This is a genomic window from Saccharopolyspora erythraea NRRL 2338 (genome assembly GCF_000062885.1).
GTDB classification, from domain to species: domain Bacteria; phylum Actinomycetota; class Actinomycetes; order Mycobacteriales; family Pseudonocardiaceae; genus Saccharopolyspora_D; species Saccharopolyspora_D erythraea.
Window position 1 is genome coordinate 1,947,333 of record NC_009142.1, and the last position, 17,720, is coordinate 1,965,052.

A 17,720-nucleotide genomic window follows, 5' to 3' on the forward strand; every position below is an offset into this window, starting at 1 on the left:
GGGTCGCGGAACCCGGCCGTCCGGGAGGAAAGACCTGTGCGAGAACCGATCCTGGTCACCGGAGGCACCGGCACACTCGGCAGGGTGGTGGTGCGCGAGCTGCTCGACGCGGGTCGTGACGTCCGCGTGCTGAGTCGTCGCAGCAGTCCCGAGCAGAGCTTGTTCGAACGGGTGACCGGTGACTTGCGGCGCGGAACCGGCGTGGATGCCGCGGTGTCGGGAGTCGCCGCGATCGTCCACTGCGCCACCACGCTCGGACGTGCGGACGTCGCTACCGCGCGGACTCTGGTAGACGCCGCACGGCGCCACGGAAATCCCCACATCGTGTACATCTCGATCGTCGGCGTCGACCGGGTGCCGTTGCCGTACTACCGGGCGAAGCTGGAAGTCGAGCGGATGCTCACGGTATCCGGCCTGCCGTGGACGATCCTGCGCACGACGCAGTTCCACGACCTCATCGCCAGGATCGCGTCGTTGCAGGCGCGCTCACCGGTGAACCTGACGCTCGGCGGCGCCGCCTTCCAGCCGGTCGACGTCGGTGAGGTGGCCGTACGCCTGGCGGAGCTGGCGGTGGGCGAACCCGCCGGGCGCGTGCCGGACATGGGCGGACCGGAGATCCGCTCGCACCGCGACCTGACGCGGGAGTACCTGCGCGCGACCGGCCGCCGCCGGTTGGTGTTGCCGGTGCGGGTACCGGGCGCGATCTCGGCGGCGTACCGGCGCGGCGGACATCTCGCGCCCGAGCGGGCCGTCGGTCGCGTCACCTTCGCCGACTACCTGGCCGCCCGGACGTGAAGGCCGCCCTACCGCTTCCGCGCCAGCACACCCGCTGCGACCGCGGTCGCAGCGGTCACCGTGAACACCGACGGCCACGCCCCGACCTTCTTGGCCAGCGGGTGCGATCCGGCCAGCGCCGCCGCGTAGGAACCGCCGAGCAGCAGCGCGCGGCCGAGGCCCGCGTTGCGGTGGCAGATCCGCATCGCGCCCAGTCCGGCGCCCGCCGCCACCACACCGCCCAGGTACCGGTGCGTGGTGGCCTGGGCGACCGCGAATCCGCCGACGAGTCCTGCCGATGTCAGCGCGCCGGCCGCAACGGTGCTCATGAGCAGCTCCTTCGCATGTGCAGACGAGTGATGCCGACTCTACTTCTTCCGCGTCCCTGCCGGCCCTTTCGAGCCGCTGGACTTCCGCGTGGCCATCTCCCACCTCGGCCTCCGCCGTTCTGGCGTAAACCCGCCGTGCCCGGTGAATTGACTTTGCCCGCCGCGCTGGCAAAGGTCTTGATGTCGATGTCCTCGTCAGACATGCCTTTCGGGAGAGCCTGTGAAGCGGCGCGCTCGGATCAGCCTGCTCGCGGTGGTGTGCGCACTGCCGCTTTCCGCCCTGCCGGCCACGGCGGCCCCGGCCCCGCCGCAGAAGCCGGTCTTCGAGGACGGCGAGGCCCAGCCGGTTTTCGACCCCGCCCAGGTGGTGCGCGAGGACCTGTGGGTGACCGCCCCCGTGGACAGCGACCGCGACGGCAGGCACGACCAGGTGCACCTGCAGGTAGTGCGCCCGAAGGAGACCGAGCGCGGACTGCGGGTGCCGGTCGTCTACCAGGCGAGCCCGTACTTCGCCGGTGGCAACGAGGTGCCGAACCACAACGTCGACACCGAACTGCACGTGCCCCAGGACTCCGCGCGGCCCGGTGGGCAGCGCGCCGAGCGGATGGCGGTGACCACGGCCGCGGCCGGCAAGTGGGCCTACGAGGACTACCTGCTCGCCCGCGGCTACGCCGTCGTCTACGGCGAGTCGCTGGGCACCGGCCAGTCGACCGGGTGCCCGACCACCGGAGCGGTGAACGAGACGATCGGCGCGCGCTCGGTCGTCGACTGGCTCAACGCCCGTGCGGCGGGGCACTTCGCCGACGGCAGGAACGCCCGCGCCAAGTGGTCGACCGGCCAGGTCGCCATGATGGGTGTCTCCTACAACGGGACGCTGCCCAATGCCGTTGCGACCACCGGCGTGCAGGGCCTGGAGGCCATCGTGCCGATCGGCGCGATCTCCAACTGGTACGACTACTACCGCGCGGACGGTGCCGTGGTGGCTCCCGGCGGGTACCAGGGCGAGGACGCCGACGTCCTGGCGAAGTACGTGCACACCAGGGCCGACCGCGAACCGTGCGGGCCGGTGATCGACCGGCTCACCGCTGAGCAGGACCGCATCACCGGTGACTACAGCCCGTTCTGGGACGAGCGCAACTACCTCGACGACGTCGGCAAGGTCCGCGCCGCGGTGCTGTCGGCGCACGGCCTCAACGACTGGAACGTCAAGACCAAGCAGGCCGCGCAGTGGTACGAGGCGCTGCGCGCCAACGACGTGCCGCACAAGATCTGGTGGCACCAGGCCGGGCACACCGACCCGATCTCCCTGCGCCGGGACGAGTGGCTGCGCACCGTGAACCGCTGGTTCACAAAGTACCTCTACGACCAGGACAACGGGGTCGAGCGCGAGCCGCGGGCCACCGTCCAGCGCGAGGACGGCAGTTGGGTCGAGGAGGCCGAATGGCCTGCTCCGGGAACCGCCGACGTGATCATGCGCCCGACCCCGGGCGGCGGAGAGCGCGGTGGCCTGACGTTCGCGCGGGAGGGAAGCCGGGCGGTGGAGAGCCTGCGCGACGACGCCGCGCAACGCGCCGAGGACCTGGCAGCGGCGCCGAGTTCACCGAACCGGCTGGCCTACTTCAGCGAGCCCACGCCCCGACCGGTGCGGGTGAGCGGCACCGTGCGCGCCGACCTGGCGCTGACCTTCGACCGCCCGGCGGCCAACGTCACCGCGCTGCTGGTCGACATGGCACCCGACGGCAGCACCTCCGTGGTCACCCGGGGCTGGACCGACCCGCAGAACAGGGACGCCATCGACCGGACCTCGCCGATCGAGCCGGGGAAGCAGTACCGGATCGAGGTGGCGATGCAGCCTGACGACTACGTCGTGGCGGCGGGTCACCGGCTGGGGGTGGTGCTGCTGTCCAGCGACCACGACTTCACGCTGCGGCCGAAGCCGGGTGCGGGCATCTCGCTCGACCTGGAGCGCAGCCGGGTGATCCTGCCGGTGGTCCGCGAGTCCTGAGGTAGCAGGGGGAACGGTCGCCAGGAGTTGGGCGGACGTTCCCCCTGGTTTCGGGCTGCGGCCGGGCCGCAGTGTTCTCCTTCCGGTGCGTACGTCGAGTCGAGCTGGAGGTGCCCTTGCCTCGGCGCAGGACCACGATCGCGGTCGCCGCCACCGTCGCGCTGGCGGTGGCCGCCCCACCTGCCGGAGCCCGTTCGCCGAGCACCGCCACGCCGCTGGGGCCACCGCCGGTCGAGACCTTCCCGGGCTCGTCTTCGCCGTCCGAGACGGTCCTCAGCACGGCCTCCGCGGACGGCATCGCGACCGGTGGCGTCCGGTCGGCCGAGGACATCGCGACCGGTAGCGTCACCAAGCCCGTCGCCCCCGGCCTCGAGCTGACCGAGTTCGACCGCTTCGGCCCGGCGGGATGGCTTCGAGGTGACATGCTCTCCGTCGACCTCACCGAGTCCCGGCTCGAACCCACCTACCTGCACCCGGGGGCCGCATCGGCGCGGACGCCGCTGTCCGAACAGGCGGCGCGCATCGGCGCGGTCGCGGGGGTCAACGGCGACTTCTTCGACATCGATGCGACGGGCGCACCGCTCGGAGTCGGGCTGAGCGGCGGAGAACTGCTCAACGCACCCGGCAGTGGCCACAACCACGTCGCCGCCGTCGGCGACCGGCTGGGCGGCCTGGCGCAGGTCTTCCTGGAAGCCGCTTTCACCAGGGCCGACGGTGCGAAGCACCGGATCTCGGACCTCAACGCGCCCAAGGTGTCGCCGAACGGCATCGCCCTCTACACGTCGTTCTGGGGCGCCGCTTCGCGGGCGACGGCCGTCGCGGGCGCCGCGAGAGTCACCGAGGCCGAGGTGGCGGACGGTGTTGTCACCCGTATCAGCGACATGCCCGCTGAGGGCTCCGCACCTGGCGGGACGGTGCGGCTCCTCGGCGTCGACGCGGGAGCCGACATCCTGCGCACCTTGCGGCAGGGAGAGCGCATCGAGGTGCACTACGCGCCGCGCAGCGAAGGGGAACTGCCGAAGGCCGCCGTCGGAGGCAACAAGGTGCTGCTGCGCGACGGCGTCGTGCAGCAGGTGGACGACACCGCCCTGCACCCGCGCACCGCGGCCGGTTTCTCGGCCGACGGCACGCGGATGTGGTTGGTCACCATCGATGGACGGCAGGCCGACAGCCGGGGCATGACCGAACGCGAGCTGGCCGAGCACCTGCGGTCCCTCGGTGCCGACGACGCGCTCAACCTCGACGGCGGTGGATCCTCCACCCTGCTGGCGCGGGAAGAGGGCGGCCCCGCGGCTGTCGTGCACAACGCGCCGTCGGACGGGCACGAGCGCCCGGTCCCGAACGGCATCGGGTTCTCCGTAGCACCGGGAAGCGGCACGCTCACAGGCTTCGGGGTCGAGCCCGCCGCCGACCGCGTCCTTTCCGGCCTGACTCGCCGCGTCGAGGCATTCGGGCACGACGAGACCGGTGCTCCGGTGGCGGGCGAGCCGCGCTGGAAGGTCTCACCGCCTGAAAGCGGCTGGGTGCGCAACGGCGTTTTCCACGCACGGCGCCCCGGGAACAGCACGATAACCGCGAAGGCGGGCCGCGCAGGCGGTGAGGCCCCGCTGGTGGTTCTCGGCCCGCCGGTCCGGCTGGACACCGACATCGAACAGGTGCGGTTGCCCGGCGCCGGCGCGCAGGGGCGCTTCCAGGTCCGCGGCTACGACGCGGACGGTTTCGGCACCTGGGTCGAGCCGGGCGATGTGGAGCTGGAGTACAACACCGACCAGTTCCGGATCGATCCCGCCCCTGACGGGTTCTCGGTGACCGCGCTGGTGCCGTTCGCCGCGTCGGTGGTGACGGCCAGGGTGGGCGGCCACGTCACGCACCTCGGCGTGACGGCCGGGTCGCAGGCGCGGCAGCTCTCGCCGATGGACACCCTGGAGGGTTGGAAGGCGAGCGTGCACCCGCAGCCCGTTCGAGCCTCGCTGGGGTCCGCGGACGGGCACGACGGCACACCGGGGATCGCCCTGGACTACTCGCTCACCGGTACCACCGCCACCAGGGCCGCGTACGTCAACGCCGACCCGATGCCCGAGCTGCCACCGGGAACCCAGAAGCTCGGGCTCTGGGTCAACGGCGACGCCAAGGGCGGCTGGCTGCGCTTCACCGTCGTCGACAGCGCGGGCGTGGCCACTACCGCGGACCTCGCGCGGAAGGTCGACTGGACCGGTTGGCGCTACGTCGAGACCCCGATCCCCAGCGGGGTGGCCGCACCCGCCCGGCTCCAGCGGATCTACGTGGTGGAACCCGACGGCGCCCGCCAGTACGAGGGCCGGCTCGTCTTCGACGACCTGACGGTTTCGGTCGCACCGGACGCCCCGGTCCCGCCGGACCCGCGTCACCCGGACGACTCCGTGGTGCAGGACGGCACGCTCGAACGGGGTGGCACCCGTGTCGCGGTGGTCAGCGACGCGCAGTTCACGGCCGACGATCCGGACGGGCCGCTGGTCGGGCAGGCGCGCCGCAGCCTGCGGGACGCCGTTGCGGCGGCACCCGACGTCGTGGTGATCAACGGCGACTTCGTCGACCGGGGGACCGCGGCGGACTTCGACCTCGCCCGCCGCGTCATCGACGAGGAGCTCGGCGACCGGGTCCGGTGGTTCTACGTGCCGGGCAACCACGAGACCTACGGCCCCGGTGATCTTCGCGAGTTCAGCGCCGAGTTCGGTCCCACGCACCGCGTTGCGGATCTCGGCGGCACCAGGTTCATCACCCTCGACTCCTCGCTGGGCACCCTGCGCCAGGGAGGTTTCGACCAGGTCAGGATGTTGCGCGAGGCGCTGGACGCGGCGCGGCGCGATCCGCGCGTCGAGGCGGTCGCGGTGTTCATGCACCACCCGATCGAAGACCCCGCACCGGCCGACGCCTCGGAGCTGTCGGACCCGAAGGAAGCGGACCTGCTGACCCGCTGGCTCACCGACTTCGAGCACGACAGCCGCAAACCCGCGGTCGTCGTGACCGCGCACGCCGGCGCATTCCACTCCTCCACAGTGGACGGAGTTCAGTGCCAGGTGAACGGCAACGCGGGGAAGGCGCCCGCGCTCGCCCCGCAGGACGGCGGGTTCACCGGCACGAGCCTGCTGCGGATCAAGCCGGGTGACGCGCGGCCCGTCCGCTGGGAGACCCGGCCGCACGTGGACGAGCTGCGGCTCACCGCCCCGGCGGAGCTCGGCGTCGGAGCGTCGGTGCCCGTTGTCGCCCAGGTGGGCCAGGACGGGCGGTCGGTTCCGGTCGCCTATCCCGTCAGCTCGGACTGGATCGGCTCGCCCAACGTGTACATCGGGCGTCCCGAGGACGCCGGGCCGCGGTATGTCGCGGCCTTCGATCCGACGCGGGGTTCGCTGACCGGACTGCGCTCCGGGATGGGCGAACTGACTGTCGTCGTCAATGGGGTGAACCGGACCACTCGGTTCATGGTCACTCCATAGTGGATTTTCGGCGGTTTCCGAGCTGAGTTATCCACAGGGGACTGGTTAGTCCACAGATTCGCGGATCGACCCTGGTAGGGCTTGGGATTCGCGGTCGATCGTGGATGGCATGACCGGATCGCTGCATTCGACGGTAAGCCTGGACCACCTCGGCGGGATTCTCGCCGCCACACCGCACCTGCTCGGCTTCCGACCCGAGAACTCACTGGTGCTGATGGCGGTGGCCGAACTGTCGACCAAACCCGTCTTCGGATTCACGCTGCGCGTGGACCTCCCGCCCCCTGGCCACGAGTACGAGGTGGCCGAGCAACTGCTCAGCGGCGCGGTCCGGTCCCAGCACGCCGACTCCGTCGTGGCGGTCGTCGTCGGTGAGCGACCCGGCGACCGGCCGCCGGACGAACCTGAGCCGCCGCCCTGGGATCCGCCGCACCGGCGGCTGGTCGAAGTGGTGCGGGAAATCCTCGGCTGCGCGGGCATATCCGTGACGCACGCGATCTGGATGTCGGCGATCGTCACCGGCAGGCCGTGGATCTGCTACGACGAGGACGAGTGCCGTGGCGTGATGCCGGACCCGCAGATCTCTCCGGTGGGCACCGCGACGGCCGCCGCGGGAGTGGTCACCTTCGGCAACAGGGCGGAGATCGAGGCCCTCGTCGCCTCCGAGCCTGCGGGAGAACTCGCCAGGCGCTCCGCCCGCCTGGACGCCCTCACCGAGGACCTGGAAGCCGAACGCGAACCCCACGACCGTCTGCGGCAGGACCTCGAGTTCGTGTCGGCGGCGATCACGCGAACCGCGCAAGGTGCGGCGCTGACCGAGGACGACCACCTCCGCGTGCTGCTCGCGGTCTCCGATCCGCGGGTCCGCGACATCGTCCTGGGCACGAGCATCGGACCGGTGTCCAGGGCCGCCGAACAGCTCTGGCTGACGCTCGTGCGCAAGGCCCCGGCGCCGGAGCTCGCCGATGTGGCGGCGCTGCTCGCGTTCTCGGCGTACCTGCGCGGAGACCGCGTGTTCGCGGGCGTCGTGCTGGAACGGGCCGAGGTCGTGCGCCCCGAGCACAGCCTCACCCGCCTGCTGCGGCAGTCCCTGGAGGTGGGACTGCCGGCGTCGAAGCTGGTCGTGCTGGCCCGGGACGCGGCCGAGGACGCCAGGACCCTGCTGCAAGAGGACGGTGCGTGGTGAGGATTGATAGGTGTTCCGAAAGCAGCCTGCGCCGCGGTGCGCCCGACGGCAGCCCCGCTCCACGAGCAGCTGTCGCCGCTGGTGGAGCGGAGCTCGGGCGCGGCGACTCAACCCTGGTTTCGGCTGCGGGTGAACTCCCACGCGTCGCGCACGATCCGCTCCAAGTCGGCGCGCGCGGGTTCCCACGACAGCTCCTCGCGAGCGCGCTGGCTCGACGCCACCAGCGTCGCCGGGTCACCGGCGCGGCGCGGTGCGACCAGTGCGGGAATCGGGTGACCGGTCACCTTCCGGCAGGTGTCGATGACCTGCTTGACCGAGAAACCGGTGCCGTTGCCGAGGTTGTAGACGCGGTGGGTGCCGGGCTGGGCGTGCTCGAGCGCCAGCAGGTGGGCGTCGGCCAGGTCGGTGACGTGGATGTAGTCCCGGACGCAGGTGCCGTCCTCGGTGGGCCAGTCGTCCCCGAACATCTGCACCTGCTCCCGCTGGCCCAGCGCGACCTGCAGCACGATCGGGATCAGGTGGGTCTCGACGGTGTGCCGCTCGCCGAAAGCTCCGTGGGCACCGGCGACGTTGAAGTAGCGCAGGCTCACCGCGGCCAGTCCGTGCGCGGCGGCGTAGGAGCTGATCGCGTGGTCGATGGCCAGCTTGGTCGCGCCGTAGGTGTTGGTCGGCCTGGTGGGCGCGTCCTCGGTGATCGGCACGTTCTCCGGCTCGCCGTAGGTCGCCGCGGTGGAGGAGAACACCAGCCGTGGCGTGCCATGTTCGCGCACTGCCTCCAGCAGGCGCAGCGACGTCACCACGTTGCCGTGCCAGTACTTGAAGGGCTCCTGCATGGATTCCCCGACCAGCGACTTGGCGGCGAAGTGCAGGACGCCGTCGAAGGAGTCGGCCAGCAGGTCGCCCGCGGCCTCGGCGATGTCGGCCTCGACGAACTTGCAGCCGTCGGGAATCGCGTCGGCGTGCCCGGTGGACAGGTCGTCGACCACGACGACCTCGTGCCCGGCTTCGAGCAGCCGTGCCGCGCACACGCTGCCGACGTACCCCGCCCCGCCAGTGACCAGGAGCTTCAACTGCCTACTGCCCTTCTTCGGAAATCGTCTTCAGCCGCCGGCAGGCGACGGCTCACGGCCTTGCCGTGCTCACAGGTCCCGTCCCGCGCCCGCGGCCGGGACCGCCGTGAACAACCGGGGAGTGGTCAGCTCACGCTCGGCGAAGGCGTCGAGGACGCGCTTCTCGACGAGCTCGCGGTCGGCCGAGCGCACCAGCGCGATGGCCGAACCGCCGAAACCGCCACCGGTCATGCGTGCGCCGACCGCGCCGGAGGCCAGCGCGGTGTCGACCACCAGGTCCAGTTCTGGGCACGAGATCTCGTAGTCGTCGCGCATGCTGGCGTGCGAGGCGGTCAGCAGGTCGCCGATGCCGGCGATCGCGCCCGCGCGGAGCTTGCCGACGGTGGCCAGCACGCGCTCGTTCTCGGTGACGACGTGCCGCACCAGCGGCCGGAGTTCGTCCGGCAGCCCGGCCAGCGCGCCGTCCAGGTCTTCGGCCGCCACGTCGCGAAGCGCTTTGACCTCCAGCAGTTCCGCCGCGCGCTCGCAGCCGCGCCTGCGGTCCCCGTAGCCGGATTCGCCGTGCGAGTGCTTGACTCGGGTGTCGACCACGAGAAGTTCCAGCCCGGCGTCGAGGGTGGCGAACGGGATCTGCTCGGTCTCACCGGAGCGCACGTCGAAGAACAGCGCGTGCGCCTCGGTGCAGCACAGCGACGCGGTCTGGTCGAGCAGACCGGTCGGAGCACCCGCGAAGTCGTTCTCCGCGCGCTGCACCAGAATCGCGATCTCGGCCAGGCTCGGCGCATCGGGCGAGCCCGGCGCTCGGCCCGCGGTGTCCAGCAGGGCCAGGGCCACGGCGCATTCCAGCGCGTGCGAGGACGACAGCCCGGCCCCGGTCGGGACTTCGCCGACGATCACCAGGTCGGCGCCGGGAAGCTCGACCCCGGCCCCGCGAAGCGCCCACGCGACACCCGCCGGGTAGGTGGACCAACCGGTCGAGGCCCCGGGAGCGAGTCCGGCGATGGTCAGCTCCGGGCTGCGGTGCAGCTCGCCGTCGCTGCCGAGAGTCGCGATCGAAAGCATCCCGTCCGCGCGCGGCGCCACCGCCACCGCCGTGCGGTGCGGCAATGCGAAGGGGAGCACGAACCCGTCGTTGTAGTCGGTGTGCTCCCCGATGAGGTTCACCCTGCCCGGGGCGGACCAGACCGCGCTGGGGGCGCGGCCGTGCTCCGCGGTGAAGGTCTCGGCCGCCCGGCCCGCCGGGCTCACTTGACGCGCACCATGACCGCGTGCGCGATGCCCGGCTGCAGCTGCGTGCCGCCCTCCGAGCCCTGCACCTGGATCGGTTTGTTCACACCGGCGACCGCGACGATGTCGATCTCGTTTCCGGGCACCACGCCGACCTTCTTGAGCTCGCTCATCAGGTCGGGGTCCAGCTGCACGTGCTCGGCGATGCGGCAGACCAGAGCGCGCCCGCCCCCGGAGCGGGCCACCTCGTCGACGCGCCGCAGGTCGGTGTCGACGGGCTCGACCGAGTCACCCACACCGAGTTCGTCGAGACCGGGGATCGGGTTGCCGTAGGGGGACGTGGTGGGGTTGCCGAGCAGTTTGACGAGCTTGCGCTCGACGGCTTCGCTCATGACGTGCTCCCAGCGGCACGCCTCCAGGTGGACCTGCTCCCATTCGAGCCCGATGACGTCGACCAGGAGCCGTTCGGCGAGTCGGTGCTTGCGCATCACGCTGATCGCGCGGGCGCGCCCGGCTTTGGTGAGTTCGAGGTGCCGGTCCTCGGCGACGGTCAGCAGCCCGTCCCGCTCCATCCGCGCGACCGTCTGGCTCACCGTGGGGCCGCTCTGCTCCAGGCGTTCGGCTATGCGTGCGCGGAGCGGAACCACACCTTCCTCTTCGAGGTCGTAAATGGTGCGGAGGTACATCTCGGTGGTATCGATGAGATCGTTCACGTCGGCTCCCCATTCAGTCCCAACCACGATGCTAGTCCCAACGGGCGACAGTCAGTCAGTGGCTCGGGAGTTGACTTGCAGGTTGGTTTCCGACAGACCTCGTCGCCGGGGTACGAAAGGCTGTCATGCATACCTTGATCAGTACTGATGATCTCATGAAGCGCCTCCAGGAGGAGCGGCCCCCGGTCGTGCTCGACGTCCGTTGGTTCCTGATTGGACCGCCGGGTAGGCAGGAGTACGACCAGGGGCATATTCCGGGTGCCGTGTTCGTCGACCTGCCCACCGAACTGGCGTCCGAGCCGGGCGCGGGCGGGCGGCATCCGCTGCCCGGTCCCGCCCGGCTGGAGCAGACTTTGCGCCGGGCTGGGGTGACCGACGGGCGCACCGTCGTCGTATACGACGCCGACAACGCGTCGGCCGCGGCCCGGGCGTGGTGGCTCCTGCGCTGGGCGGGGCACACCGACGTCCGCGTACTCGACGGCGGCTACGCGGCGTGGGTGGCCGACGGTGGTGCGGTGACCACCGAGGAACCGGCGCCTGCGCCGGGCGACTTCGAGGTGCGTCCAGGAGCGATGCCGGTGCTCGACGCCGACGACGCGGCTCGGGTCGCCCGTGCCGGGCGCTTGCTCGACGCGAGGGCGCCCGAGCGCTACCGCGGGGACAACGAGCCGATCGATCCGCGGGCCGGCCACATCCCGGGTGCGGTCAACGCGCCGTTCTCGGAGCACGTCGACGAGAACGGCCGGTGGCGCAGCGCCTCCGACCTCGCCGACCGGTTCGCCCGCCTGGGAGTCGGCCCGGCCGAGCAGGTCGGGGTGTACTGCGGGTCCGGTGTCACCGCCTGCTCCGTCCTGCTCGCGCTGGAACACGCCGGCATCAGCAATCCCCAGCGCCCGGCCGCTCTGTACACCGGGTCGTGGTCGCAGTGGTCCTCCGACCCGCAGCGGCCGGCGGCGACCGGAGAGGAGCCCGGCTGACCCGATCCTGAAGACCACCTAGCCAGCCCACCGGCCATGCGACTGGTGTTCGAACACGTGGTCGGCCTCGGCTGTTCGGGCCCGTCCAGCCGAGGCGACCCCGGCAGCCGACGCCGACGTGGCAGCTGAGGCGACCCGGCAGCCGACGGATACGTGGCAGCCGACGCACACGTGGCCCGGCCTGACGGCGAACAGGGACCATGCGCGGGCTTGGTCGGCCTGCTCTGGGGCGCCGGTGCCTGATCGCGTCGGCCGTGCGCGGAGAGTGCGGTGCCTGCCACCGGACCAGGCCGCAGCCTCGCTCGGCGCACCTTGCTCGTTCGGCCTGGCCCGTAACGGGCTGTGTCGTGTTGGTGGTCGGGGCTGTGACGGGCGACGTCGTGTGTGGGGGGCCAGGCAGGAGCCGGATTCGCCGCCGGGCCGGGCGTGGGAGGCGCACTGATCAGCCCGTGGGCCGGAGAGGGAGCTGCGGGCCGTCTCTCCGCTGCGGCGTGCTGTACGTGCCTGCCCCGCCATGCCGTCGGCGTGCCGCCCCGCCCTCTCGCCGGCTGTCCCGACCGCTGTCGGCGTGCCGCCCCGCCCTCTCGCCGGCTGCCCCGACCGCCGTCGGCGTGCATCCGGCCGTCGCGTGCCGCTACGCCATGGCGTCGGCGGACCTGCGCCGCCCTGCGGGGTAGATCACCTTCCGGGCCGGAGGTGATCTTGGCTCGGCGCTGTGTCGGTCGACACAGGGGAGGTAGCTTCCAGGTATGGCTAACCAGTGCGCTGTGGTTTGGGACGACTCCGTGCTCGGCTACGACCTCGGCGGGCAGCACCCGCTGCACCCGGTCCGGCTCGACCTGACGATGCGGTTGGCCCGGTCGCTCGGTCTGCTCGACGACGTGGAGGTGCTCAAGCCCAGCCCGGCCGATGACGAGGACCTCGAACGCGTGCACCGGCCCGAGTACCTGTCGGCCGTGCGGTCGGCGCCGACGGCGGCGTGGGATGTCGGCCACGGGCTCGGTACCGACGACAACCCGATCTTCGACCGGATGCACGAGGCGTCGGCGCTGGTGGCGGGGGCGTCGATCCAGGCCGCCGAGCAGATCGTGTCGGGCCGGGCCGACCGGGCCGTCAACCTCGCCGGTGGGCTGCACCACGCCATGGCCGACCACGCCGCGGGCTTCTGCGTCTACAACGACTGCGCGATCGCCATCGCGTGGATGCTGGCCAACGGGGTGGAGCGGATCGCCTACATCGACGTCGACGTGCACCACGGCGACGGCGTGCAGGCGGCCTTCTACGACGACCCGCGGGTGCTCACGGTCTCGCTCCACCAGCACCCGACGACCCTGTGGCCGTTCACCGGCTTCCCCACCGAGACCGGCTCGCCCAAGGCCGACGGCACCGCGGTGAACATCGGCCTGCCGCCGGGCACCCGTGACGCCGAATGGCAGCGGGCTTTCCACGCGGTGGTGCCCTCGGTGCTCGACGCCTTCCGGCCGCAGGTCCTGGTGACCCAGTGCGGGGCGGACGCGCACCGGGAGGACCCGCTGGCCGACCTCGCGATGTCGGTGGACGGCCAGCGTGCGAGCTACCGCGCCCTGCGCGAGCTGGCCACCTCCTACGCGGGCGGCAAGTGGCTCGCGCTCGGCGGTGGCGGCTACTCGCTGTTCCGGGTGGTGCCGCGCGCGTGGACCCACCTGCTGGCGACCGTGCTCGACCGCGACCTCGACCCGAACACCTCGATTCCCGGGGACTGGATGGCGCACGCCGTCCGGGTCGCGGGCAACGTGCCGCTGCCGACATCCATGACCGACGGGGCCGACCCGGCGTTCACGCCCTGGGACGGCGTCACCGACGCCCCGGTGGACACCGCGATCCGCGACGCCAGGCACGCGGTGTTCCCGTTGCACGGTCTGGACCCGCTCGACAGCCGCGACTGAGGAGTCCGAAGTGGACGGAGTAGTGCAGGACCAGCCGAACGCGCAGGCCGAGCACGCGGCCTACCCCCGGCAGTGGGAGGCCGACGTCGTGCTCTCCGACGGCGGCACGGTGCACCTGCGGCCGATCCGGCCCGAGGACGCCGAGGGCCTGATCGCCTTCCACAGCAGGCTCAGCGACCGCACGCGGTACTTCCGCTACTTCGGGCCCTACCCGCGGATGCCCAAGCGCGACGTCGACCGCTTCAGCCAGGTCGACTACGTCAAGCGGGTCGCGCTGGTCGCACTGCTCGGCGACGACATCGTGGCGGTCGGCCGCTTCGACCGGCTCGGCGACCAGGACTCCGCCGAGGTCGCCTTCGTCGTCCAGGACGAGCACCAGGGCCGCGGACTCGGCTCGATCCTGCTCGAACACCTCGCCGCCGCGGCGCGGGAGCGCGGGCTGCGGCGCTTCGTCGCCGAGGTCCTGGCGGAGAACTCCACGATGGTGCGGGTCTTCCGCGACGCCGGCTACCAGGTGCGGCGCGCGATGGAGGAAGGCGTGGTGCACCTGGAGTTCGACATCGACCCCACCGAGGAGTCGGTGGCGGTCGCGAGGGCGCGCGAGCAGGCCGCCGAAGCGCGCAGCGTGCACAACCTGCTGCACCCGCGCTCGGTCGCGGTCATCGGGGCGTCCACCGACCACGCCAAGATCGGGCACGCGGTGCTGACGAACCTGCTCACCGCCGACTTCGCGGGCCCGGTGTACCCGGTCAACCCGGAGCATCGGTCCGTCCGGGGTGTGCGGGCCTACCCGTCGGTGCTCGACATCCCCGACGACGTGGACCTGGCGGTGGTCGCCATCCCGGCCGCGGGCGTCGACGAGGTGCTCGACGCTTGCCTTGCCAAGGGCGTCAAGGCGCTGGTCATCGTCAGCTCCGGGTTCAGCGAGGCCGGGCCCGACGGCCGGGAGATCGAGCGGCGCATGGTCCGCGCGGCGCGCGTGCACGGGATGCGGGTGGTGGGCCCCAACGCGCTGGGCGTGGTCAACACCGACCCCGGCTACCGGGTGAACGCGACGCTGGCGCCACGGCTGCCCGGTCGTGGCCGCACCGGGTTCTTCTGCCAGTCCGGTGCGCTGGGCGTGGCGATCCTGGCGACCGCGGCCGAGCGCGGGCTGGGGCTTTCGACGTTCGTCTCGGCGGGCAACCGCGCCGACGTCTCCGGCAACGACCTGTTGCAGTACTGGCAGACCGATCCCGGCACCGACGTCGTGCTGCTCTACCTCGAATCCTTCGGCAACCCGCGCAAGTTCGCGCGGCTGGCGCGCAGGCTCGCGCGCACGAAGCCGATCGTGGTGGTGAAGTCCGGTCGCAACGCGGTGCGTCCGGGTCTGGCCGCGACGTCGGTGCAGGTCGACGAGACCAGCGTGCAGGCGCTGTTCGACCAGTCGGGCGTCATCCGCGTGGAGTCGGTGGCCGAGATGTTCGACACCGCAGTTTTGCTGGCGCACCAGCCGCTGCCTGCGGGGGAGCGGGTCGCGATCGTCGGCAACTCCTCGGCGCTGGGCATGCTGGCCGCCGACGTGGCGCAGGCGCAGGGGCTCCGGCTGGCGGGCGAGCCGGTCGACGTGGGAGCGGCGGCCGGGCCGGAGGAGTTCGCCGCCGCGGTGCGCGAGGCCGCGCTGCGCACCGACGTCGACGCGCTGGTCACGGTGTTCGCGCCGCCCGTGGCGGTGCCGGGCACGGCCTACGCGCGTGCGCTGCGCGAAGCGTTGCGGGCGGCTGAGGTCGCCGACAACAAGCCGGTGGTGACCACGTTCCTGGCGGCCGAAGGCGTGCCCGACGAACTCGCCGTGCCGGGTGCCGACGGGGCTCCGGGACGCGGTTCGGTTCCCTCCTACCCGAGTCCTGAGCGCGCCGTGCTCGCACTGGCCCGAGCGACCCGGTACGCGCGGTGGCGAGCCGCCCCGAAGGGCCACCTGCTGCGGCCGGACGGCATCGACGCCGAACGGGCCCGCGGTCTGGTCGAGGCGTGGCTGACCGACGACCTCCAGCGGCTCACCGACGACCGCACGGTGGAGCTGCTGCGCTGCTATGGCATCGAGCTCGTGGCCTTCCGCCGGGCCGACTCGCCCGAGGAGGCCGCGGCGGCCGCGGCGGAGCTGGGCTACCCGGTGGCGCTGAAGTCGGTGAGCGACAAGCTCCGCCACCGCAGCGACCTGGTCGGCGTCCGCCTCGACCTGGCGGGCGAGGAGGCCGTTCTCGGCGCGTACGCCGACCTGCGGCGGGTGTCGGGCCAGGACGAGGTGTACGTGCAGCGGATGGCGGAGCGGGGCACGTCGTGCGTGATCGGCCTGGTGGAGGACCCCTCCTTCGGCACCCTGGTCTCCTTCGGTCTGGCGGGTGTGGCCAGCGAGCTCCTCGGCGACACCGCGTACCGGGCGGTGCCGCTGACCGACATGGACGCCGCGGCGCTGGTGCGCGCCCCCAGGGCGGCGCCGCTGCTGGCCGGTTACCGGGGTGGTGCGCCCGCCGACTTCGGTGCGCTGGAGGACCTCGTGCTGCGGGTCGCGGCCCTGGCGGAGGACCTGCCGGAAGTGCGGGAACTCGCGCTGCAACCGGTGCTGGCGTCGTCGGACGGCGTCGCGGTCACCGGTGCCCGGCTGAGTCTCGGGCGTTCGTCGGCGGTCCCGGACACAGGCCCGCGCCGCCTGCGGTGATCCGCCTCAGGCGGGGAGAGTCGGCGTCTCGGGCGGGCGAGAACCGGTGCAGGAGGGAACCTGCGTCGCAGGCGGGCGAGAACCGGCACAGGTGGGAGAGAACCGGCGTCTCGGGCGGCGAGATCCCGGGCTCAGGCGGTGAGGAAAACGGCGTCTCAGACCGGCGAGATCCGGCGTCTCAGACGAGCGGGAATCGGCACGGCGGGGGCCCCCAGCGGGGGTGCGTCTCGTGCCGCAGCGGCCGCCTGAGCGGGCGAGGCGGCCATCCAGCGACGTCGCCGAGCAGGACACGGGAGCCGCGGCGGTCTTCGCCGTGCCAGTCGTCCCATGATGCGATGAAGATCAGGGAAAATGCGACGGGGACTACATAGGTGGAACGGGGTAGTTTCGTTAATCTGTGGTGGTGGATGAACCGACCACGCTCGGCGTGATCGACGCCGGCGCGCACCAGCTCTCGGTCAGCGCCACCGAGCAGGCCGACCGCACCAGCCCCGTGGTGATCCTCCTGCCCGCGATGGGCGTACCCGCGACGTACTACCGCCCCTTCATCGAGAACCTCCGGGAACGGGGCCTCACGGTGGTGGGCATCGACTTCCGCGGGCACGGCCAGAGCAGGCCGCGTGCGGCTCGCGGCGTCCGCTTCGGCTACCAGGCGCTCGTCGACGACGTCGACGCGGTCGTGGACCTGGTCGCCGAGCGCTACCCGCGGGCTCCGCGCTTCCTGGTCGGTCACAGCCTGGGCGGCCAGATCACCATGCTCAACGCCGCCGCCCGCCCCGACCGGGTGCACGGAACGGCGATGCTGGCTTCCGGCTCGGTGTGGTTCCGCTCGTTCCCCGGCAGCCGCGGGATCAAGAACCTCATCGGCACGCAGTTCATCGCGGTGGTCTCCACGCTGCTCGGCTACTGGCCGGGCTGGAGCTTCGGCGGGCGGCAGCCGACCGCCCTGATGCGGGACTGGGCCAGGATGGCCCGCACCGGTCGCTGGTCGCTCACGGGCTCGACGACCGACTACGAGAAGGCGCTCGGAGAGCTGCGGCTGCCGCTGCTGACGGTGACCTTCGACGGTGACGAGCTCGCGCCGCCTTCCTCGACGGACCACTTGGCGGGCAAAGCACCCCATGCCGTGCGCACCCGGCGGCACTACAGCCTCGCCGACGCGGGAGCGGAGAAGCTCGGCCACTTCGGCTGGGTCTACCGCAGCGCCGAGCTCTCCCGGTGGATCAGCGAGTGGATCTCCTCCTGCGATGCCACGGCTGAGGGGCCCGCCAGCGCAGTCGGTCCGCACTCAGCCGGTCGAGGCGGGGCCGCATCCGGCTGACGGCCGTACCTGAAGGCGCCACGCC

Annotated in this window: 12 protein-coding genes; 8 read left to right on the forward strand and 4 right to left on the reverse strand. The window is 72.0% G+C overall.

All coding sequences use genetic code 11. The features are described 5' to 3' along the window. Window positions 1-36 precede the first annotated feature (36 nt). Window positions 37-795: an SDR family oxidoreductase gene (locus SACE_RS08695; protein WP_009947372.1), complete on the forward strand. Its 759-nt coding sequence runs from the start codon at window positions 37-39 to the stop codon at window positions 793-795. Between the two features lie 8 nt (window positions 796-803). On the opposite strand, the gene SACE_RS08700 is transcribed toward SACE_RS08695, so the two are convergent. Continuing rightward, window positions 804-1,103 carry a hypothetical protein gene (locus tag SACE_RS08700; RefSeq protein WP_009947370.1) on the reverse strand — a complete coding sequence of 100 codons (300 nt, stop codon included), beginning with the start codon at window positions 1,101-1,103 and terminating at the stop codon, window positions 804-806. 220 nt (window positions 1,104-1,323) lie between these two features. On the opposite strand from SACE_RS08700, the gene SACE_RS08705 reads away from it, so the two are divergent. The 3 genes from SACE_RS08705 (at window position 1,324) to SACE_RS08715 (ending at window position 7,764) form a co-directional block, all read left to right on the forward strand. Further along, window positions 1,324-3,108 carry a Xaa-Pro dipeptidyl-peptidase gene (locus SACE_RS08705; RefSeq protein WP_009947369.1) on the forward strand — a complete coding sequence of 595 codons (1,785 nt, stop codon included), beginning with the start codon at window positions 1,324-1,326 and terminating at the stop codon, window positions 3,106-3,108. A 116-nt stretch (window positions 3,109-3,224) separates the two neighbouring features. Next, window positions 3,225-6,581: a phosphodiester glycosidase family protein gene (locus SACE_RS08710; protein ID WP_009947368.1), complete on the forward strand. Its 3,357-nt coding sequence runs from the start codon at window positions 3,225-3,227 to the stop codon at window positions 6,579-6,581. Between the two features lie 109 nt (window positions 6,582-6,690). After that, the gene (locus SACE_RS08715) at window positions 6,691-7,764 is read left to right on the forward strand and encodes a DUF4192 domain-containing protein (protein ID WP_009947366.1); all 1,074 of its coding nucleotides are present in this window, start codon (window positions 6,691-6,693) and stop codon (window positions 7,762-7,764) included. Window positions 7,765-7,871: 107 nt separating this feature from the next. Here the strand turns inward: SACE_RS08715 and galE are convergent, their stop codons facing one another. From galE to SACE_RS08730, 3 genes are all read right to left on the reverse strand, one after another. Continuing rightward, window positions 7,872-8,834 carry a UDP-glucose 4-epimerase GalE gene (gene galE, locus SACE_RS08720; RefSeq protein ID WP_009947365.1) on the reverse strand — a complete coding sequence of 321 codons (963 nt, stop codon included), beginning with the start codon at window positions 8,832-8,834 and terminating at the stop codon, window positions 7,872-7,874. 69 nt (window positions 8,835-8,903) lie between these two features. Beyond that, on the reverse strand, window positions 8,904-10,082 hold the full coding sequence (galK, locus tag SACE_RS08725; RefSeq protein WP_009947363.1) for a galactokinase: 1,179 nt from the start codon (window positions 10,080-10,082) through the stop codon (window positions 8,904-8,906). Further along, window positions 10,079-10,774 (reverse strand): iron-dependent transcriptional repressor DtxR, encoded by a 696-nt coding sequence (locus SACE_RS08730; protein WP_009947362.1) that lies wholly within the window; start codon window positions 10,772-10,774, stop codon window positions 10,079-10,081. Before SACE_RS08730 ends, galK begins: the two co-directional genes overlap by 4 nt. Before the next feature lie 125 nt (window positions 10,775-10,899). Between SACE_RS08730 and SACE_RS08735 the strand changes: the two genes are divergently transcribed. The 4 genes from SACE_RS08735 (at window position 10,900) to SACE_RS08750 (ending at window position 17,695) form a co-directional block, all read left to right on the forward strand. After that, a complete protein-coding gene (locus tag SACE_RS08735) occupies window positions 10,900-11,751 on the forward strand; it encodes a sulfurtransferase (RefSeq protein ID WP_029621691.1) in 852 nt (283 codons plus the stop codon). A 749-nt stretch (window positions 11,752-12,500) separates the two neighbouring features. After that, window positions 12,501-13,676, forward strand: a complete 1,176-nt coding sequence (locus tag SACE_RS08740) for an acetoin utilization protein AcuC (RefSeq protein WP_011873468.1) — start codon at window positions 12,501-12,503, stop codon at window positions 13,674-13,676. A gap of 22 nt (window positions 13,677-13,698) precedes the next feature. Next, entirely contained in the window at window positions 13,699-16,374 is a 2,676-nt protein-coding gene (locus tag SACE_RS08745) for a bifunctional acetate--CoA ligase family protein/GNAT family N-acetyltransferase (protein WP_009947359.1), read from the forward strand. 403 nt (window positions 16,375-16,777) lie between these two features. Continuing rightward, window positions 16,778-17,695 (forward strand): alpha/beta hydrolase family protein, encoded by a 918-nt coding sequence (locus tag SACE_RS08750; RefSeq protein ID WP_231849952.1) that lies wholly within the window; start codon window positions 16,778-16,780, stop codon window positions 17,693-17,695. The last annotated feature ends 25 nt before the right edge of the window (window positions 17,696-17,720 follow it).

What these genes read in the sequence shown, in the direction of transcription:
- SACE_RS08740 (WP_011873468.1), top strand. Translation starts at nt 12,501, where the DNA reads ATGGCTAACCAGTGCGCTGTGGTTTGGGACGACTCCGTGCTCGGCTAC.
- SACE_RS08715 (WP_009947366.1), top strand. Translation starts at nt 6,691, where the DNA reads ATGACCGGATCGCTGCATTCGACGGTAAGCCTGGACCACCTCGGCGGG.
- SACE_RS08735 (WP_029621691.1), top strand. Translation starts at nt 10,900, where the DNA reads ATGCATACCTTGATCAGTACTGATGATCTCATGAAGCGCCTCCAGGAG.
- SACE_RS08700 (WP_009947370.1), bottom strand. Translation starts at nt 1,103, where the DNA reads ATGAGCACCGTTGCGGCCGGCGCGCTGACATCGGCAGGACTCGTCGGC.